15 protein-coding genes are annotated in these 20,174 nt (G+C 71.1%); 11 read left to right on the forward strand and 4 right to left on the reverse strand.

Going from position 1 to position 20,174, the window contains the following annotated elements; genetic code table 11:
- The 3 genes from ACFVWU_RS17655 to ACFVWU_RS17665 form a co-directional block, all read right to left on the reverse strand.
- The coding region (locus tag ACFVWU_RS17655) for a hypothetical protein (RefSeq protein WP_387621356.1) at window positions 1-303 on the reverse strand (303 nt) is incomplete at its 3' end.
- A 281-nt stretch (window positions 304-584) separates the two neighbouring features.
- Window positions 585-2,117, reverse strand: a complete 1,533-nt coding sequence (locus tag ACFVWU_RS17660) for a PTS transporter subunit EIIC (RefSeq protein WP_387621359.1) — start codon at window positions 2,115-2,117, stop codon at window positions 585-587.
- Between the two features lie 93 nt (window positions 2,118-2,210).
- Window positions 2,211-2,738: a MarR family winged helix-turn-helix transcriptional regulator gene (locus tag ACFVWU_RS17665; RefSeq protein WP_387621362.1), complete on the reverse strand. Its 528-nt coding sequence runs from the start codon at window positions 2,736-2,738 to the stop codon at window positions 2,211-2,213.
- A gap of 237 nt (window positions 2,739-2,975) precedes the next feature.
- Here ACFVWU_RS17665 and ACFVWU_RS17670 point away from each other — a divergent pair, with 237 nt between their 5' ends.
- From ACFVWU_RS17670 to ACFVWU_RS17685, 4 genes are all read left to right on the forward strand, one after another.
- Window positions 2,976-4,175 carry a cytochrome P450 gene (locus tag ACFVWU_RS17670; RefSeq protein ID WP_387621365.1) on the forward strand — a complete coding sequence of 400 codons (1,200 nt, stop codon included), beginning with the start codon at window positions 2,976-2,978 and terminating at the stop codon, window positions 4,173-4,175.
- A gap of 187 nt (window positions 4,176-4,362) precedes the next feature.
- Complete coding sequence (locus ACFVWU_RS17675; protein ID WP_380614001.1) at window positions 4,363-4,560, forward strand: ferredoxin; 198 nt, start codon at window positions 4,363-4,365, stop codon at window positions 4,558-4,560.
- Entirely contained in the window at window positions 4,557-5,756 is a 1,200-nt protein-coding gene (locus ACFVWU_RS17680; RefSeq protein ID WP_387621367.1) for an NAD(P)/FAD-dependent oxidoreductase, read from the forward strand. The genes ACFVWU_RS17675 and ACFVWU_RS17680 overlap by 4 nt, the downstream gene beginning before the upstream one ends.
- 133 nt (window positions 5,757-5,889) lie before the next feature.
- The gene (locus ACFVWU_RS17685; protein WP_387621370.1) at window positions 5,890-6,297 is read left to right on the forward strand and encodes a nuclear transport factor 2 family protein; all 408 of its coding nucleotides are present in this window, start codon (window positions 5,890-5,892) and stop codon (window positions 6,295-6,297) included.
- A 44-nt stretch (window positions 6,298-6,341) separates the two neighbouring features.
- Here the strand turns inward: ACFVWU_RS17685 and ACFVWU_RS17690 are convergent, their stop codons facing one another.
- Window positions 6,342-7,385, reverse strand: a complete 1,044-nt coding sequence (locus tag ACFVWU_RS17690; protein WP_387621373.1) for a homoserine dehydrogenase — start codon at window positions 7,383-7,385, stop codon at window positions 6,342-6,344.
- Window positions 7,386-7,598: 213 nt separating this feature from the next.
- Between ACFVWU_RS17690 and ACFVWU_RS17695 the strand changes: the two genes are divergently transcribed.
- The 7 genes from ACFVWU_RS17695 (at window position 7,599) to dnaE (ending at window position 20,086) form a co-directional block, all read left to right on the forward strand.
- Window positions 7,599-9,089 carry a Dyp-type peroxidase gene (locus ACFVWU_RS17695; protein ID WP_387621376.1) on the forward strand — a complete coding sequence of 497 codons (1,491 nt, stop codon included), beginning with the start codon at window positions 7,599-7,601 and terminating at the stop codon, window positions 9,087-9,089.
- 26 nt (window positions 9,090-9,115) lie between these two features.
- Window positions 9,116-11,224 carry a flavin monoamine oxidase family protein gene (locus ACFVWU_RS17700; RefSeq protein WP_387621378.1) on the forward strand — a complete coding sequence of 703 codons (2,109 nt, stop codon included), beginning with the start codon at window positions 9,116-9,118 and terminating at the stop codon, window positions 11,222-11,224.
- Complete coding sequence (locus tag ACFVWU_RS17705) at window positions 11,221-13,053, forward strand: alpha-keto acid decarboxylase family protein (RefSeq protein WP_387621381.1); 1,833 nt, start codon at window positions 11,221-11,223, stop codon at window positions 13,051-13,053. Before ACFVWU_RS17700 ends, ACFVWU_RS17705 begins: the two co-directional genes overlap by 4 nt.
- Before the next feature lie 310 nt (window positions 13,054-13,363).
- Complete coding sequence (locus ACFVWU_RS17710) at window positions 13,364-13,891, forward strand: cupredoxin family copper-binding protein (RefSeq protein ID WP_387621384.1); 528 nt, start codon at window positions 13,364-13,366, stop codon at window positions 13,889-13,891.
- Window positions 13,888-14,841, forward strand: coding sequence for a metallophosphoesterase family protein (locus ACFVWU_RS17715; protein WP_387621387.1), 954 nt, complete (start codon window positions 13,888-13,890; stop codon window positions 14,839-14,841). The genes ACFVWU_RS17710 and ACFVWU_RS17715 overlap by 4 nt, the downstream gene beginning before the upstream one ends.
- Window positions 14,838-16,325, forward strand: a complete 1,488-nt coding sequence (locus ACFVWU_RS17720; RefSeq protein WP_387621389.1) for a DUF6529 family protein — start codon at window positions 14,838-14,840, stop codon at window positions 16,323-16,325. The genes ACFVWU_RS17715 and ACFVWU_RS17720 overlap by 4 nt, the downstream gene beginning before the upstream one ends.
- A gap of 194 nt (window positions 16,326-16,519) precedes the next feature.
- Entirely contained in the window at window positions 16,520-20,086 is a 3,567-nt protein-coding gene (gene dnaE / locus ACFVWU_RS17725) for a DNA polymerase III subunit alpha (RefSeq protein ID WP_387621392.1), read from the forward strand.
- Window positions 20,087-20,174: the final 88 nt, after the last annotated feature.

Raw genomic sequence — 20,174 nt, forward strand, 5'->3', positions numbered from 1 at the left:
GCCGGCGAGGATCGCGGCGGAGGTGCGCATGCGCAGCTTGAGAGTGGGCATAGAGACCTGGACCTCAATCGGGTTGGGCCGAGTCGCTCCCCGTTTCGGACCGTGGCCGGACAGGGGCCGAACGGTCGCGGGGGGCGGCTTGGCGATGAGCCGTTCACCGGAGGGACAGGTGCCGGTGTGGCTTGATGCGGCAATTGTTGCCAGGTGGGATCGGTTTTCGACAAGACCCCCTTGTGACGATCGGCTGTCGTAGACGACGGGTTCGCCGGGGTCGTTCGCGGGACGCGCGGCGTGGTCGGCCACGGGGCTGAGCTGGGCAGTTGTGGTCGCGAAAGGCCGCGGGTGGTGTCGGTGGCGGCTACGATCGCCAGTCGTAGAGCGTTTCGGGTGTGAGCGGGCTCACGGTTTATGTCGGGGTTTGCCCGATTTGTCTGTCACTGGCCGAGTCGCCGCCCGTGCTCTGAGTACAGGTGATCTTCCCGGGCCGAGGCCCCCGTCACACCCGGATGCACGCCCCGCACACTGCGCACCCTTCACCCCTGCCGCCGGGAGGGGCGACGCCGGCGGACCCTCTGACACCATGCCTATGCGGGCGCGGCGGGCTCCGAGGCGGGCGCGGCGGGCTCCGAGGCGGGCGCGGCGGGCTCCGAGGCGGGCTCAGCGGGCGCTGCGGTCTCAGCCGGCGCGCGGTCCGCAGCGGAGGCGTTGTACTCGGCGAGCGTCTCCCGGGTGAAACCGAAGAAGTACGTCGCCAGGAAGCCCACGACGTAACCGGTCAGCAGCCCACCGGCGTAGACGGCGGCGTTCGCCGCCATCCCGTGCGGGCCGGCCAGCAGGGGGAACAGCGCCCAGCCGGAGGGGCCGATGGCCGTCGAGCCGACCGCACCGCCGAGCTGGCCGGCCACGCCGACGAAGGCGCCCCCGGCCGCGCCGCCCACGCAGGCGGTGACGAACGGACGCCCCAACGGCAGGGTGACCCCGTGGACCAGGGGCTCGCCGACCCCCAGCAGGCCCGCCGGGAGCGCGGACCTGATGACGGCCCGGATGGAGGCGTTGTGGCGCAGCCTCAGGTAGACGGCCGCGGCGCAGCCGACCTGCCCGGCGCCGGCCATGGCGAGGATCGGCAGCAGGACGGTGGAGCCCTGCTGCTGGATCAGGGTGGTGTGGATCGGGATCAGCGCCTGGTGCAGGCCGAGCATGACCAGCGGCAGGAAGAGGCCGCCGAGCACGAGCCCGGCGAGCAGCCCGCCGTGGGCGAGCAGCCAGGTGGCGGCGTGACCGATGGCGGTGGACACCTCCCCCGCGACGAACATCAGGCCGAACAGGGCGGCCAGGCCACCGAACAGGACGGTGACCGTGGGGGTGACCAGGACGTCCAGGGCGGCGGGCAGGATCCGCCGGGTCCACCGTTCGATCTGGACCGCCAGCAGTGCGGCGAGCAGCGCCCCGACCACCCCGCCCTGCCCGGGGGTGAGGTGGTGGCCGAACGCCTCCACCTTGGCGACGCCCGCGTAGACGACCACACTGGCCACGGCCCCGCCCAGCACGGGCGTGCCGCCGAACTCCTTCGCGGTGTTGTAGCCGACGAAGACGGCGAGCAGGGACATGAACCCCGAGGAGACCGGCCCCAGGGCGGCGACCAGCGAGGGCGCCCAGCCGAGGTTGGCGAGGGCGCCGGAGAGGGCGGCGACGATGCCGCAGCCGATCAGGGCGGGGATCAGTGGGACGAAGACGTCGGCGATCCGGCGCAGTGCCCGTTTCACCGGGGTCGCGTTGCGCACCCGGGCCTGCGCCCGGATCCGGGCGCCGCGCCCGGCGAGGTCCTCGGCGGTGGGGGCGTTCCCGCCTCCGGGCGGGCTGCCGGATTCCAGGAGCCGGCGCAGCTGGGCGGTGACCCCGGCGACGGCGCCGGGGCCGAGGACGATCTGGTAGGTGTCGTCCTCGACCGTGCCCAGGACGGCCGGCAGCGCCCGGAGGGCGTCGTGGTCGACCGGAGAGCTGTCCGCGAGGCCCAGTCGCAGCCGGGTCATGCAGTGGGCGACCGAGCGGATGTTGGCGGCGCCGCCGACCAGCGGGAGGATCGCCTCGGCCACGGCGCGGTTCTTCTCGTCCGACATGCCGGGTCCGTACCCGGATCGTCCCGGGGCTCAACCGGCCTGGTACGCGGCGCGCCCGGGGTTCAACCTGCCTCGGTAAGCGGCGCCCGGGGCTCAACCGGCCTCGTGGGCGGCGGGCCCGGCCGGGAGCGGGTCGTCCTCGGACAGCATCGTGGTGCGCACCCGGTGCACGTACCGGTCGACCAGATGGCGCAGCACGCCGACCGTGGCGGCGACGTCCGGCTCCGGGACGCCGTCCAGGGCACTGGCCAGTCCGGCTATGTTGGCCTGTTTCAGGCGGTCGAGCATCTCCCGCCCGTCGACGGTGATCGCCACCTGGCGGGCCCGCCGGTCCAGCTCGTCCTGGGTGCGCTCCACCAGTTGCTGGCCCTGGAGGCGATCGATCTGCCGGGTGACGTGGGAGGGCTTGACCATCAGTCGGTCGGCCAGGTCGCTCACCCGGCTGGCTCCCTCGGCCTCGGCGAGCGCGCGCAGCAGGTAGACGTCCGAGCGGGCGGCGGTGATGCCGGCCCTGGCGGTACGGCGTTCGTGCTCCTGTGAACGCGTCAGCAGGTAGGCCAGCGAGGCCAGTACGGCTTCCAGGTCGGCGGTGGTGATCCGTTCGTCGTCGGCGTCCGGCATGGAGGAACTGTAGCGATCCGGCGGGGGCTGCGGCTGCGGCGGGCACCCGTGACCGGATTTCGGACAGATTCGGCCGTCCGCCGATGTGCCCTTTCCTCACCACGGACCGCGAGTTAGCGTGACGTTCAGTTAGTTGCTTTTGGCACGTAAATGGCCCGGGCCCTGCCCCACCACACCCGCGGGCCCGCCCCACCGGCACCGCCGGCCCCACCCAGCTCCGAGAAGGGGAACCCCCTGATGGCCACTGCCGCGCACACCCCGCGCTTCACCCACCCCGCCGCCCGCGGCGCCTGCCCGTTCGCCCCGCCACCCGCCTACCGGCAGGCCCAGCAGGAGGAGCCGATCAGCCGCATCTCCCTGTGGGACGGCTCGACCAGCTGGCTGGTCACCCGCCACGAGGACATCAAGGCGGTCCTCGCCGACTCCCGCTTCAGCGCCGACGCCACCCGGCCCGGCTTCCCCTCCATCAGCGCGGGCGCCCGGCAGCTGAGCTCCGGCCAGCCCACCTTCATCCGGATGGACGACCCGGAGCACTCCCGCCTGCGCCGGATGCTCACCGGCGAATTCATGATCAAGAAGGTCGAGGCGCTGCGCCCCGAGATCCAGCGCATCGCCGACGACCTGCTGGACCGCATGACCGACGGACGCTCCAGCGCCGACCTGGTCCGCGAGTTCGCCCTGCCCCTGCCGTCCCTGGTCATCTGTCTGCTGCTCGGCGTCCCCTACCAGGACCACGCCTTCTTCCAGGAGTGCAGCCGCGTCCTGCTGCGCCGCGACTCCTCCGCCGAGGACGTCAGCGCCGCCCAGGCCCGGCTGGCCGACTACCTGATCGAGCTCACCGACAGCAAGCGCACCCAGCCCGACGACGGCATCCTCAGCCGCCTGGTGGCCCGCGGCGAACTGAGCACCGAGGAGATCGGCGCGATGGGCCGGCTGCTGCTGGTCGCCGGACACGAGACCACGGCGAACATGACCGCGCTCTCCGTTCTCGCCCTGCTGCGCAACCCCGACCAGCTCGCCCACCTGCGCGAGCACCCCGAGTCCGTCCCCGGGGCGGTCGAGGAGCTGCTGCGCTACCTGACCATCGTGCACTCCGGCCTGACCCGGGTCGCCACCGAGGACGTCGAGCTGGGCGGCGCGCGGATCCGCGCCGGCGAGGGCGTCGTCTGCATGATCAGCACCGCGAACCGGGACGAGCAGGAGTTCCCCGACGGCGACGAGCTCGACCTGGCCCGCGACGCGCGCCGCCACCTGGCCTTCGGCTTCGGCGTCCACCAGTGCCTGGGACAGCCCCTCGCCCGGCTGGAACTGCAGATCGCCCTGAACACCGTCCTGCGGCGACTGCCCGAACTGCGGCTGGCCGTACCGTTCGAGGAGATCAGCTTCCGCGGCGAGATGCTCGTCTACGGCGTCCACGAGCTGCCGATCGCCTGGTGACCCGGCCCCACCGGGCCGCGACCGGTGGCCCGGCGACCGGGCCCCGCCCGGCCTGACCGACCGCCCGGCGACCGGGCCCCACCGGGCCGCGACCGGGCACCGAGTTCCGAGCGCTCCAACGCGCCTACCATCCACCGGAGTCAGCCCCCGCAAGGGCCCTGTCCGGCCATGTCCCGAAGGGAACACGATGCTCATCCACATCGACGAGGAGAAGTGCTGCGGCGCCGGGCACTGCGTACTCGCCGCGCCCGACGTCTTCGACCAGCGCGACGAGGACGGCATCGTCCTCCTGCTCGACGCCGAGCCGCCCGCCGAACTCCACCAGGCCGTCGAGGACGCCGCCGCCGTCTGCCCGGCCGCGGCGATCCGCCTGGAGCGGGTGTGACCGCTCTGCGGGAGGTGGCCGTCGTCGGCGCCGGCGCGGCCGGGCTGCACGCCGCGGAAGCGCTGCGCCGGGCCGGCTACGACGGCCGCCTCACCCTGATCGGGGCCGAGGACGAACCCCCGTACGACCGGCCGCCGTTGTCCAAGCATCTGCTGGGCGGGGAGTGGCAGCCCGACCGGCTGGCCCTGCGCGGCCCCCAGGCGCTGGAGGAGCTCCGGCTCGACCTGCGCCTGGGGGTGCGGGCCGAACGCCTGGACCGCCGGGAGCAGACCGTGCTGCTGTCCGACGGCCACCGGGTGCGTTGCGAGGCCGTCATCGTGGCGACCGGGGTCCGCCCGCGCCGGCTCCCCGGCGCCGACGCGCCGCTGCCGGGGGCCCACGTGCTGCGCACCCTCGCCGACGCCCTCGCGCTGCGCGAGGAACTGCGCGCGGGCGTACGGCTGTTGGTGGTCGGCGGCGGGCTGCTCGGCGCCGAGGCGGCGGCCACCGCCGTCGGGCTCGGCGCCGAGGTGACCTGGCTGGCCTCCACCGCCACTCCGCTGGCCGCCGTCCTCGGCACCGAGACGGCCGCGCTGCTGACGGACCTGCACCGCGAGCACGGGGTGCGGATCCACCAGGGCGTGGCCACGGCACTGCTCGAACGGCACGACCGGGCCGCCGGGGTGCGCCTGGCCGACGGCTCCGAACTGGCCGCCGACGCCGTACTGATGGCCATCGGCTCCGAGCCGGCCACCGAGTGGCTCGCCGACAGCGGCGTCCCGCTGGACGACGGCGTGGTCTGCGACGCCTACTGCGCCGCCGGTCCCGGCGTCTGGGCGGCCGGCGACGCCGCCTCCTGGCCCGACCCGCGCACCGGCCGCCACCGCCGCCTCGAACAGCGCACCAACGCCACCGAGCAGGCGATGCACGCCGCCCGGAACCTGCTGGCCGGCCCGGACGGCGCCCGGCAGGCGTACGAGCCGGTCCCGTACCTGTGGACCGATCAGTACGGGCTGCGCGTCCAGGTGTTCGGCCGGCCCGGCGTCGCCGACCGGTTCGAGGTGGTCGACGGCAGCCTCGCCGAACACCGCTTCGCCGCCGCCTGCGTACGGGACGGCCTGGTCACCGGCGCGGTCGGCATCGCCTCCGCCCGGGCCCTGCGCCAACTGCGCGCCCAGGTCGCGGCGCACAGCCCGTGGCCGCCCGAGGCGGTCTGAGCCGGACCGCATCGAAGTCCGCCGTCCCGCCTCCGACCTGGGCGGGGCGGCGGACGCCTCCGGCCTCCACCACCCCCGGAAGCCGCCGCCGTGATGGGATGGACTTCCGCTGTCCGAACCCGGGGAGGCCGTCGTGTCCCGAACCCCGCAGGAGATCTTCCAGCGCTACCTCCACGCCGGTCCGCTGACCCGCGACGCCGACGCCCTGGCCGAGACCTTCACCGAGGACGGCGCCTTCGAGGCGCCGTTCATGCCCGTCGGCGGCGCCCTCCCCCGGCGGATCGTGGGCCGCGCGGCGATCCGCGCCGCGATGGTGGCCTCCTGCCGGCAGCAGCTGAAGGACCACCGCAAGCCGAACCTCCAGAAGTCCGGTCACGTGCTGCACACCACGTCCGACCCCGAGGTGTTCATCGCGGAGATCGACACGGTCTTCGACGGTGACGACGAGGACATCGTGGTGTCGCCGGTCCAGATCTTCCGCACCCGCGACGGGAGGATCGCCCGGCTGCGCGACTACTTCGCGCCCGCGCTCCTGAGTTGACGGTCCGGCGTCCCGAGCCCCGCCGGCGCCCCGGCGCCCCCGGCTCAGCCGAAGCCGAAGCCGCGGGGCGCCAGCACGTCGAGGGTGTCCCGCAGCATCGCGAGCGCCGCGCCGAGCGGACTGGAACGGCCGCCACTCACGGTGATGTCCCCGGCATCGGGGCAGCCGTAGACGACCGCCTTCTCCGGACCGGTCAGCGCGTACAGCGGGTCGCCGGGGGCCGTCCGCTCCAGCCGGACCTCGACCACCAGCGGGTGGTCCGCGCTCGCCGTCGCCACGGCGCGCAGGCGGCGCCCGTCGGCCGCCGCGGCCAGGGCCTCCCGGCCGGCCCGCTCGTCCACCGGTTCGGTGCTGACGCGCACGGCCGCCGGATCCCAGCCCCAGAGCAGGGCCGCGAGCAGTCGGGCCTTCGTCGCCGCGTCGGCGCCGGAGAGGTCGGCCGACGGGTCGGCCTCCGCGATGCCGCGGCGCTGGGCCTCGCGGACCGCCCCCGCCAGGGAGTCGCCGGCCGCCAGGCGGTCGAGGACGAAGGTCGCGGTCCCGTTGGGGCAGGCCCGGAGCGACCGGCAGCCGAGACCGCGCACTCCCGTCCGGGCCAGATCGGCTGCCGGCAGGGCCGCCCCGGTGGCCCCGGAGATCCTGATCAGGCTGCCGCCCGCCCGTGCGGCGTCCGCGAGCTCCCGCCAGTGGCTCAGCAGGTGACTCTTGGTCGCGGTGACGACGTGGACGCCCCGGCGCAGCGCCGAGGCGGCTTCCTCGGCGGCCTGCCGCCGCGCCTGCGGCGACGAGGGAAGTGCCTGGACCAGCACCTGCGCGCCGGTCCGGTCGAGGGTGTGCTCCAGCGGCGCCGGCGGACCCCACGCCGATCGCGGCGGTACCGGCTCGCCGCCCTGGACCAGGACCTGCGCGGATCCGACGCGGACGGCCGCGAGCCTCGGCCGCACCGCGTGGTCGCGCGCGAGCTCGTCACCCCGCGTCAGCAGCCGCTCGGCGTAGGCCTGGCCCACGGGACCGAAGCCCGACAGCACGACCGTCGGATCATCCTCCGGTGCGGGCGGCACGCTGGTCCTACCGTGCGATGAAGGCATCCCGACAGAGTACCGCCGGGGCTGTCCGGCGCTTCGGCCGCGGGCGCCCGCGCGCACCTGCGCGGGGGCGCCGCATCCGGTGACGCTGTGCGACCCCGCCGAGGGGCCGACCTCCGGTTGACAGGACTCTCGACGACGAAGCTACGTTAAGTAGTAGACCAATCGCATTTTGTGATCACTTCGGTCCATTCCCCCCGCGCGAGGAGCCCGAGCATGACCGCGACCCCCACCCGTCCCACCGCCGTACCGTCCATCGAGCAGCTCCCCCAGCCGGAGCTGCGCACGAGCACCGACATCCAGGGCAACATCCTGGCGGCGTTCAACAAGGACTTCATGGACTTCCGCTATCTGCACTTCCCGGACGCCGCCAAGGGCCGCGGCTGGCTCTCCGCGATCCTCAACACCGTCGCGACGACCAGCGAGACCGAGGACTTCAACGAGCAGTTCTCGCTGGCCCGCCGGGCCTTCGGCCGCGACCCCGCCATCACGACCGTCCGCTGCGGGGTCTCCCTCACGTTCGACGGCCTCAAGACCGTCGCCAAGAACCCCCAGCAGGTCGAGACCGACCTGACGGGCTTCACCGCCCTGCGCGAAGGCAGCGCCAAGCGGGCCGCGCAGCTCGGGGACACCGACGAGAGCGACCCCAAGCAGTGGCTGTTCGGCGCGGGGACGGGCGACAAGGTCGTGCACGCCGTCCTCATCATCGCCGCGGACACCGAGGAACTGCTGAAGGAGAAGCTGAAGAACCTCGACGCGGTCGAGAAGACGCACCAGATCACGCGCGTCCACGTGGACGAGGGCCGTACCCTGACGGGCCCGCTGAAGGGGCACGAGCACTTCGGCTACAAGGACGGCATCTCCCAGCCCGGCGTGAAGGACTTCCACCGCGAGAGCCAGGACCGCAAGGGCTTCCGCGACAACCACGCCGGGACCGAGCTGATCGAGCCCGGCGAGTTCGTCTTCGGCCACAAGAGCGAGACGGGCGACCGGCAGGCGCCCGAATGGATGAAGAACGGCTCGATCCAGGTGGTGCGCCGACTGCGCCAGGACGTCGCGGGCTGGAACAAGGCCGTGGTGGACGGCGTCAAGAACTTCACCGGAACCATGGACGCCAACCGGCTCGGCGGCTGCCTGGTCGGCCGCATGAAGGACGGCACACCGCTCGCCCCGGCGTCCAACCCCGTGACCGGGCTGGGCTCGGACCGCAACGACTTCGACTACCAGGACGACCCCATCGGGCAGCACACCCCCTGGGTCGCCCACATCCGCCGCACCAACCCGCGCGCCTTCGCCGGCATCGTCGACCACAAGCCGAAGAGCCACCGCCTGATGCGCCGGGGCATCCCGTACGGCCCGGAGTTCAAGGGTGGCGCGGACGACGGCATGGACCGCGGGCTGATGTTCGTCTGCTACGGCACCTCGCTGGAGGAGCAGTTCGAACTGGTCCAGCAGCACTGGTCCAACTCCGACAGGTTCCCCCCGGGGAAGAGCGAGCCCGACCAGATGGTCGCCAACGGCTTCGACAAGGTCATCGGCCTCGCCGGCAAGGCCGAGATCGCGCTCGCGGACGGCACCCACGGCACGGTCGACATGAAGCGCTTCGTCCGCACCACGGGCGCGCTCTACGCCTTCACGCCCTCGATCAGCACGCTGCGGCTGCTCGCCGAGGGCAAGGACCTCCCCAACAAGCCGGTCGGCTCCTGACCGCCGAGCGCCCCCGAGGAGACACCATGGAGAACCCCGTCATCGAGGGCACGGCCAACGACCGCGCCCGCTGGCGGACCTGTCAGCAGCTGGCGCGCGAGCTGCTGCTGGTCGGTCCGGACGACAAGGACCTGAGGCTGCGCTACCTCGACGTCCTGATCAAGGACGGCATCCCGGAGACGGACCGGCCCAAGGACGTGCTGATCGTCGGCGCGGGCATCGCGGGTCTGGTCGCCGGGAAGCTGCTCAAGGACGCCGGGCACAACGTCACCATCCTGGAGGCCAACGCCAACCGGGTGGGCGGCCGGATCAAGACCTTCCGCTCCACCGGCGACGAGTCCGACGGACCGTTCTACGACCCGGACCAGTACGCGGAGGCCGGGGCGATGCGGCTGCCCAGCTTCCACCCGCTCACCCTGGCACTGGCCGACAGCCTCGGCCTGAACCGGCAGCTGTTCTTCAACGTCGACGTCGATCCGGACACCGGCAACCAGAACGCGCCCGTCCCGCCGGTGGTCTACGAGTCCTTCGAACCCGGCAAGGTCTGGAAGTACGGCGCGGACAGCCCGGACTTCCGCGAACCGGTCAAGCGCTTCAACTCCTGGATCCGCACCAACCGGATCCAGGCCCGCCGCAGCGAGTACGCCGCCGACCCCAGCTGTGTCAACGAGGGCTTCCACCTCACCGGCGACGAGGTGCGGATCACCGCCGCCGACATGGTCAACCAGGCACTGGAGCCGGTCCGCGACTACTACTCGGTGATCAAGGACGGCAAGCGGGTGAACAAGCCGTTCGCCGAGTGGCTGGACGGCTGGGCCCGGGTGATCCGCGACTTCGACGGCTACTCGATGGGCCGCTTCCTGCGCGAGTACGCGGGCTTCAGCGACGAGGCCGTCGAGGCGATCGGCACCATCGAGAACATGACCTCGCGGCTGCACCTGGCCTTCTTCCACACCTTCCTGGGCCGCAGCGACATCGACCCGAAAGCCACCTACTGGGAGATCGCGGGCGGCAGCTGGAAGCTGCCCCACGCGCTCGCCGAGGAGCTCCGGGCGGAGCTGCGGATGGGCGAGCGGATGATCCGGATGGAGTACTGGGACCCACGTCGGGACGGCGGGGCCGGCCGGAACGTCGGCCCGAACGGGCCGCAGGTCGCGGTCCACACCGTCCCCGAGGACGATCCGGAGGCCGAACCCCAGGTCTGGAAGGGCGACTTCGCGATCGTCACGGTCCCGTTCTCCGCCCTGCGGTTCGTCCAGGTGACGCCCGCGTTCTCGTACAAGAAGCGCCGGGCGATCATCGAGACCCACTACGACCAGGCCACCAAGGTGCTGCTGGAGTTCTCCCGCCGCTGGTGGGAGTTCACCGAGGCGGACTGGAAGACCGAACTCGACTCCATCTCACCCGGCCTGTACGAGTACTACCAGCGGGCCGGCGAGGAGGACGCCGAGGCGGCCGTCGCCGCCGCGCACAACGGCCACCGGCTCCCGCCCAACCTGCCCGAGGTGCTGCTCGGCGCGCACGCGAGCGTCGACGAGCGCCGGATCAGCCAGGCCCAGCGGGAGGTCTACCAGCACACCCCCCTGCTCCGGGCGAGCGTGCGCCCCGCCACCAACTGCTTCGGCGGCGGCTCGACCACCGACAACCCGAACCGCTTCATGTACTACCCCTCGCACGCGGTGCCCGACAGCGACGGCGGCGGCGTGGTGCTGGCCAGCTACAGCTGGTCGGACGACGCCGTGCGCTGGGACTCCATGGAGGACGACGAGCGGTACGTGTACGCGCTGCGCAACCTCCAGTCGGTGCACGGACGGCGGATCGAGGTGTTCTACACCGGCTACGGCCAGACCCAGAGCTGGCTGCGCGACCCGTACGCCTTCGGCGAGGCGGCGGTGTACACCCCGCACCAGATGACCAGTTTCCACCTCGACGTGGTCAAGCCGGAGGGCCCGGTGCACTTCGCCGGCGAGCACGTCTCGCTCAAGCACGCCTGGATCGAGGGCGCGGTGGAAACCGCCGTCCGGGCGGCCATCGCCGTACACGAGGCGCCACCTCCGCCGCCCCCGGCGGAACCGGAGATCCGGCCCGAGGCGCGGGCCCGCCGGGAACGCCGACAGGAGGCACTGAGCAGATGAGCGGCAACCACGACTGGACAGTGGCCCGATACCTGGCCACCAGGCTGGAACAGTTGGGCATCCGGTACCTGTTCGGGGTGCCGGGCGACTTCCTCGGCCCGTTCCTGACGATCATGCAGGACACCACCAGCGTGCGCTGGATCGGCACCCCGACCGAGATGGGCGGAGGCTACGCCGCGGACGCCTACGCCCGGGTGCGGACCGCCGACGCCGACCCGGCCAAGGGCGAGCAGGCCGTCGGCGCCGTCGCGGTGACCTACGGGGTGGGCGCGTTCAGCCTGCTCAACACGATCGGCGGCGCGTACGTCGAGGACGTGCCGCTGATCGCGATCAACGCGGCGCCCTCCTACGAGCAGTGGCTCAACCAGCAGGCGGTCGGCCTGCTCACCTCGCACATGAGCCCGCGCCGGGAGAGCAACCTGGACGTCTACCGGCAGGTCACGGTGGACGCGCAGGTGCTCTCCAACCCGGGGCTCGCGCCCTGGCAGATCGACAGCGCGATCACCGCGTGCCTGACCGAGCGCAAGCCGGTCTACCTGGAGGTGATGGAGGACCTCTGGCACGCGCCGTGCGATCCTCCGCAGGGTGAACTCCGGGCTCACGAGCGGACGTTCACCAAGCGGAACGAGGAGATGCTGGCCAACGCGGTCACGGCGGCGGTGGAGCTGATCGGGAAGTTCCGCACACCGATCGTCTGGGCCGGCGAGGAACTGGTCCGCCAGCGGCTGGAGGACGAGCTACTGGACTTCGTGCAGAGCACCAGGATGCAGTTCTGCACCACGGTCGGCGCGAAGTCCGTGGTCTCCGAACGGCATCCGCTGTTCGCCGGCGTCTACAACGGCAAGGCGAGCCTGCCGGAGATCCGGAAGACCTTCAAGAACGCCGGGTGCCGGATCGGCCTGGGCACCTGGTCCACGTCCAAGAACCTCGGCGGCGAGCAGTCGATCGGCGACGACTGGATCGTGGCGGCCCGCGACGGCGTCAGCGTCGGCGCCAAGTACTTCCCCGAGGTCCAACTCGGCCGGTTCATCCCGGCGTTGCGCGACGCGCTGAAGGGACAGACCTTCCCCGCCGACCACTTCGCGCTGGCGCACGCGGCGGGCCTGGACGTCCCGGCCAGCACGGCCGACTTCCTGGGCTCGCTGAGCACCACCGAGTACCCGGCGGAGCTGACGTACGACAGCTTCTTCCAGCACATGAACCACTTCCTGGAGCACCAGGCCACCGGCGGGGACCCGCAGGCCCCCTCGCCGTTCACCGTGGTCTCGGACGCGGCGTTCGCGCTGCTCGGCTCGATGAACCTGAGGATCACCGAGCGGGCCGGCTTCCTGGCACAGAACAGCTGGCTGTCCATCGGCTACTCGGTCGGCGCGGCCACCGGCGTGGCACTGGGCCGTCAGCAGCCGATGAAGCGGCCGCTGGTGTTCGTCGGGGACGGCTCGTTCCAGGAGATCTGCCAGGAGCTGTCCACCCAGGTGCGCCACCACCTGCGACCGGTGGTCTTCGTGCTGGACAACGAGGGCTTCTACGGCATCGAGCAGATGCTGGTCAGCCCCTGCTACTACAAGGAGAAGCCGTCCGACGGGGCCGACTTCTACAACGTGCTGCACCCGTGGCGGTACGAGAAGCTGGCCGAGGTCTTCGGCACGGAGAAGGACCGGATGCACGGGTACGAGCTCACCACCCACACCGAGCTCGACTCGCTCCTGCGGGACATCGCCGATGCCGGCAACGACATCAACCACGCGCCGATCCTGGCCCGCGTCCGGCTCAGCCGGCACGACTACCCGAAGGCGCTCCAGTACAAGATCGACGAGAAGTGCACGTAGCCGCCCCGAGTCCACCGGCCCCGTCTCCGACGGGGGCCGGTTCGCGCTGCGCCGGCCCGGACTCCCCTGACCCTCTCGACGTGGTCCGCTGTCCGCCGCCAGGGTGAACAACGCGATTCCGCTGGGGAATTCGTCCCGCTCCGGGGAATGTGTTGTCCGATCACCTGAAGTAACCCACCGGGTTGCACCCCTTCCAGCATCCCCCGGCGGGTGCGACGCGGTCGTCCGTCCGTCTGGGACGACCGATCCCGGACTGGTCCTGGATCGCACCCGCCCGTGCGGCTGGGGACGCACAGAAGGAACGATGGTCATGAATGCGGGCTCCTCTCCGCCGGTCCGGCGGTCACGTACGGTGCGTCTGGTCGCTGTCGCCGTCGCCGTCGCGGGAGCACTCGGACTGCTCAGCGCGTGCGGCGGATCGTCACACCCCGGACCCGCCGGCGCGCTGAGTCCCGGCCCCGGCCAGAGCCTGGCGGGGTTTCCCGGTGCCTCCGGAACGGGCGGTACGGTCGCCGTCAGCGCACCACCGAGCACGTCCTCGACCTCACCTGCCGGCGGCCAGCCCTCCGCTCCGGCGGCTGCCAACGCAGTGACGATCAAGAACTTCGCGTTCTCCCCGCCCACTCTGACGGTCAAGGCGGGGACGAAGGTGACCTGGACCAACACCGACCCCGACGCTCACACCGTCACCAGCAAACAGGGATCTGGCGGGCCCCTGCAGTCGGCGGCCCTGGCCAGCAACGACACCTACAGCTACACCTTCACCCAGCCCGGCACCTACCCCTACTACTGCACCATCCACCCCTACATGACCGCCACCGTGGAGGTGACGCCATGACCGAGGACACACCCGAGTCCGACGGCGGCGGCGAGCACGGCATGACCCGCCGGCAGCTCATGCGACACTCCGCCTGGTTCGGTGGCGCCGTCGTCCTGACGGTCGTCGCAGGAGAGGTGATCAGTCACATCCCCGGCTCGACGAACGCGGCCCCGGCAAGCAGCGCGGACCTGCACTTCGTGCAGATCTCCGACAGCCACATCGGCTTCCAGGGCCCGGCCAACATGGACGTCACCGGGACGTTCGGCGCAGCGATCAACCAGGTCAACTCCCTCGGGTTCCGACCCGACTTCGTCATGCACAGCGGCGACCTGACGCACCTCTCCACCCCCGCCCAGTTCGACCAGGTCAAGCAGATGCTGTCGCAACTGGACACGGACCGGGTCTTCACCGTTCCGGGCGAGCACGACTCGATCGGGGACAACGGACCACGCGCCTACCGACAGACCTTCGGTCAGAACACGGTCGGCGACGGCTGGTACAGCTTCGACACCCACGGTGTGCACTTCATCGCGCTGGTCAACACGCTGCACCTGGAGCAACTCGGCCATCTGGGCAACGACCAGATCGACTTCGTACGCAAGGACATCGCCGGTCTGTCGTCGGACACCCCCATCGTCATCTTCAGCCACATCCCCTTGTTCGCGATGTATCCGACGTGGGGCTGGGGCACCGACGACGCGGTGCAACTGCTGTCGATGTTCCGCCGCTTCTCCTCGGTGACGTGCCTCAACGGGCACGTCCACCAGCTGTTCAGCAAGACCGAGGGCAACATCACCTTCCACTCGGCCCGCCCCACCTGCTACCCGTTCCCCAAACCCGGCGAGGGCCCCGCCCCACTTCCAGTGGTGCTGCCCGCCGGACGCCTCAAGGACGCGATCGGCGTCCGCACCGTCAACTACTGGCAGGGCAGCCACACACTGGCCGTCAAGGACGAGAAGCTCGCATGAACACCCGGAGCCTGCCCGCCCTCGCCCTGCGCCTGGCGCTCGCCGTCGCCCTCGCGGCGAGCGGATACATCCACGCCCAGCTGTACATCGACGGATACCGCCTCGTCCACATCATCGGCCCGCTGTTCCTGCTCCAGGCCAGCACCGCCTTCGCGGTCGCCGCACTCCTCCCGCTCACGGCACACCCGCTCCTGCGGATCGCCGCCGCCGCGATCGCCGCCTGCACACTCGTCGCGTTCGCCGCATCCCGCACCACCGGACTGTTCGGCTTCTCCGAAAACGACCTGCACCCCACCCCGCAAGCCCCGCTCAGCCTCATCGCCGAGGCCCTCGCCCTGCTGATCCTCGCGGCCTGGCGGGCGTCCGGGGCCCGGCGACACCACCGCTCCCGGCCGACCGACGGTCAGGGCGGGCACGCAGGCGACCTGGACCCACAGCCGTCCGTTTCCCCAACCCGACCGGGGCCCCGGACCCAATCCGCAGGTACTGCCCGCCGGGCCCCTCGAGGACGCGTGGCCGCCCTGCCCGCCCTCGCACTGCGCCTGGCGCTCGTCGCCACTCTCGCGGCGAGCGGATACATCCACGCCCAGCTGTACATCGACGGATACCGCCTCGTCCACATCATCGGCCCGCTGTTCCTGCTGCAGGCCAGCACCGCTTTCGCGGTGGCCGCACTCCTCCTGCTCGCGGCGCCCCTGCTCCTGCGGATCGCCGCCGCCGCGATCGCCGCCTGCACGCTCATCGGGTTCACCGTGTCCCGCACCACCGGACTGTTCGGGTTCTCCGAAAACGGCCTGCACCCCACCCCGCAGGCCCCGCTCAGCCTCATCGCCGAGGCACTCACCCTGCTGATCGTCGCGGCCTGGCAGCCGGCGCTGGCGGCGGCGGTGAAATCGAGAGCGGCGGCGGCCGAGCCCGGAGAGGGCCCCGCTTCACCCACCGGCCGCCGACGGCTCTACGACGTCCTGTGGCTTCTCCTGCCCGTAGCGGTGGTGGCCGGCCTCCTCTGGTACGGCCGGGTACACACCCCCGACTACGAGACCAGCCTCTTCGGCAATCGCGGCGATGACGCACAACGCCTGAAAGCCCAACTGGGATCGGCGCTCCTGGGCCTGGCGCTGATTCAGCTGCTGCTCGCCCTGTGGATCTACGGCCGCCTGCCCGCACTGCGAGCCGCACCGCACCCGGTCCACACCACGCACCGCCTCATCGGCCTGATCGCCTTCCTCCTCTCCCTGCCCATCGCTCGGCACTGCATCACCGCCTACGGCGTCCAGTTCACCGACGCCCGTGTGGCGCTGCACTCGCTCACCGGATGCTTCCTCTACGGGGCCTTCGTCGCCAAGGTCATCGTGGTCCGGCACCGCCGCTGGCCCGGCTGGGCACTCCCACTGGCCGGCGGTGTCCTCGTCACCTCGATCGCCCTGATCTGGTACGCCGCCCCCCTCTGGTACCTGAACGGCTTCCACGCACCCGGCCTGTGAGGAGGGTCGCCCGCCCGGCCATGGCGTCGATGACCGTGTCGGCGTGAGCCGGCCCGCGGGTCAACACCCCGCCAAGGAGACGGGAAGGATGCGTCAAGGTCGCCGCCACGGCGTCCGACACGGCGCGTCGTCCGCGCCGACCCGCTAACGTGGGCGGCTTCCTTTCCCGAGATCCGCCCGAGGAGCACAGCGCCGTGTCCGACAGCTTCGCGCACCTGCACGTCCACACCGAGTACTCGATGCTGGACGGGGCGGCGAAGAACGGCAAGCTGTTCGCCGAGGCGGAGAGACAGGGCATGCCCGCCATCGCGATGAGCGACCACGGCAACATGTTCGGCGCGTACGAGTTCTTCCACGCGGCCGCGAAGACCGGCGTGAAGCCGATCATCGGCATCGAGGCGTACGTCGCGCCGGGCTCGCGCTTCGAGAAGAAGCAGGTGTTCTGGTCGCCCGGCGGCCAGCGCCCGACCGGCGCCGACGGCGAGGGCGGCAAGGACGTCTCCGGCGGCGGCCGCTACACCCACATGACGATGTGGGCGCAGAACGCGACCGGTCTGCGGAACCTCTTCAAGCTCTCCTCGCTCGCGTCGATGGAGGGCTACTACATGAAGCCCCGCATGGACCGCGAGCTGATCGCCGCGAACGCGGGCGGCATCATCGCCACCACCGGCTGCCCGTCCGGCGAGGTGCAGACCCGGCTACGGCTCGGCCAGTACGACGAGGCGGTCAAGGCGGCGGGCGCCTACCAGGACATCTTCGGCAAGGAGAACTACTTCCTGGAGCTGATGGACCACGGCCTCGACATCGAGAGGGACGTCCGCGAGGACCTCCTGCGCCTGGCCAAGCAGCTGAACATCCCGCTGCTGGCCACCAACGACTCGCACTACGTCACCGCCGACCAGGCCGACGCCCACGACAGCCTGCTCTGCGTCGGCGTGGGCAAGAACAAGGACGACCCGAACCGGTTCAAGTTCCAGGGCACCGGCTACTACGTCAAGACCGCCGAGGAGATGCGCGAGCTCTTCCGCGAGCTACCGGAGGCGTGCGACAACACCCTCGCGATCGCCGAGCGGGTCGAGTCGTACGAGGAGGTCTTCACCTACGTCGACCGGATGCCCCAGTTCGACGTGCCGGAGGGCGAGACCCAGGCCTCCTACCTGCGCAAGAAGATCGAGATCGGGCTCAAGCACCGGTACGGCGACAGCCCGAGCCAGGAGGTGCTGGACCGGATCGAGCTGGAGATGGGCGTGATCACCCCGATGGGGTTCGACGCCTACTTCCTCGTGGTCGCCGACATCTGCCAGTACGGACGGGACAACGGCATCCCGGTCGGCCCGGGCCGCGGTTCGGCGGCCGGCTCGATGGTCGCCTACCTGACCGGGATCACCCAGCTGGACCCGCTGGAGCACGACCTGCTGTTCGAGCGCTTCCTCAACCCCGAGCGGATCAACCCCCCGGACGTCGACATCGACTTCGACGACCGCCAGCGCGACCAGATGGTCCGCTACGTGACCGAGAAGTACGGCGCCGCCTACACGGCCCAGGTGAACACCTTCGGCACGATCAAGGCCAAGGCCGCCGTGAAGGACGCCAACCGCATCCTCGGCTACCCGTTCTCGATGGGCGACCGGATCACCAAGGCGATGCCCCCGGACGTCATGGGCAAGGGTGTGCCGCTGGCCGACCTGTTCGACGAGAAGCACCCCCGGTACAACGAGGGCACCGAGATCCGGGCGCTGTACGAGAACGAGTCGGACGTCAGGAAGATCATCGACACCGGGCGGGGCATCGAGGGCCTCATCCGCGGCACCGGTGTGCACGCCGCCGCCGTCATCCTGTCCTCCACCCCGCTGCTCGACCTGATCCCGCTGCACATGCGGGACAAGGACGGCGTGATCATCACCGGCTTCGACTACCCGTCCTGCGAAGCCATGGGCCTGATCAAGATGGACTTCCTGGGTCTGCGGAACCTGGGCATCATCGATCACTGCATCAAGATCATCAAGGCCAACCGGGGCATCGACGTCGACATCGAGAAGATCCCGATCGACGACCCCACCACCTACCAGCTGCTCGCCCGCGGCGACACCCTCGGCGTCTTCCAGCTCGACGGCGGGCCCATGCGCGCCCTGCTGCGCCTGATGAAGCCCACCGAGTTCGCCGACATCTCCGCCGTCTCGGCGCTGTACCGGCCCGGACCGATGGGCATGAACTCCCACACCAACTACGCCCTGCGCAAGAACGCCCAGCAGGAGATCGTCCCGATCCACCCCGAGCTGGAGGCCCCGCTCGCCGAGGTCCTCGGCCCCACCTACGGCCTGATCGTCTACCAGGAGCAGGTCCAGCGCGCCGCCCAGGTGCTCGCCGGCTACTCGCTCGGCCAGGCCGACCTGCTGCGCCGGGCCATGGGCAAGAAGAAGAAGGAGGTGCTGGAGAAGGAGTTCGTCCCCTTCCACGCCGGCTGCAAGGAGCGCGGCTACTCCGACGAGGCCATCCAGGCCGTCTGGGACGTCCTGGTCCCCTTCGCCGGCTACGCGTTCAACAAGTCGCACTCCGCCGCCTACGGCCTGGTCTCGTACCAGACCGCCTACCTCAAGGCCAACTACCCCGCCGAGTACATGGCCGCACTGCTCACTTCGGTCGCCGACGACAAGGACAAGATGGCGGTCTACCTGGCCGAGTGCCGGCAGATGGGCATCAAGATCCTCTCCCCCGACGTCAACGAGTCGGTGGTCGACTTCACCGCCGTCGGCAGCGACGTCCGCTTCGGCCTCAAGGCGGTGCGCAACGTCGGCGTGCCGGTGATCGAGTCCCTGGTGCGCACCCGCGACGAGAAGGGCAAGTACACCTCCTTCGCCGACTTCCTGGACAAGGTCGAGCTGGTGGTCTGCAACAAGCGCACCGTCGACTCCCTGGTCAAGGCGGGCGCCTTCGACTCGCTCGGCCACACCCGGCTCTCGCTCAGCACCGTCCACGAGAGCGCGATCGACGCCGTCACCGGGGTGAAGAAGCAGCAGGCCATCGGGCAGGACGACCTGTTCGGCGCGCTCGACACCGGCGACGACGGCGGGCCCGGCATCGGGCTGGACTTCCAGCTCACCGAGAACGAATGGCCCCGCCGTCAACTCCTGTCCCTGGAACGCGAGATGCTCGGCCTCTACGTCTCCAGCCACCCGCTCGACGGCGCCGAGCACATCCTCTCCCAGAACCGCGACACCTCGATCGCCGAGCTGCTCGGCTCCGGCCGCTCCGAGGGCGAGGTCCGGCTGTCCGGCCTGATCACCGGCGTCGACCGGCGGATCAACAAGGCCGGCAACGCATGGGCGATCATCACCGTCGCCGACCGCGACGGCTCGGTCGAGGTGCTGTTCTTCCCGGCGACCTACAACCTGATGGCCGAGCAGATGGTCGAGGACAACGTGATCTCGGTCCGCGGCCGCCTCAACGAGCGCGACGGGTCGCTGAGCGTCTTCGGGCAGGAGATCACCACCCTCGACGTCTCCTCCGCCGAACTCGGCACCAAGCCACCGGTCCAGATCACCGTCCCGGCCGCTCGGATCACCCCCGAGACGGTCACCGAACTCAAACTCGCCCTCCAGGCCCACCCCGGCGACGTCCCGGTGCGGCTGCTCACCACCAACTGGGACAAGAACACCCTCTACGAGCTCGGCTTCCGGGTGAACCCCGACAACGGGCTCGCCTCGGACATCAAGACCCTGCTCGGCAACCGCGCCTGGGCGGGCACGGCCGTCCGGTCCTGACAGTGGACCGGGCCGCCTCGTCGAGGGTGTGCAGCCCGCACGCCCTCGACCTGATCTCTCCGCCCGGGCCGCGCAAGCGCGTGCGCCC

Origin of the sequence: Kitasatospora sp. NPDC058190, assembly GCF_042883685.1 — a bacterium.
In the GTDB taxonomy this organism is placed as follows: Bacteria; Actinomycetota; Actinomycetes; order Streptomycetales; family Streptomycetaceae; genus Kitasatospora.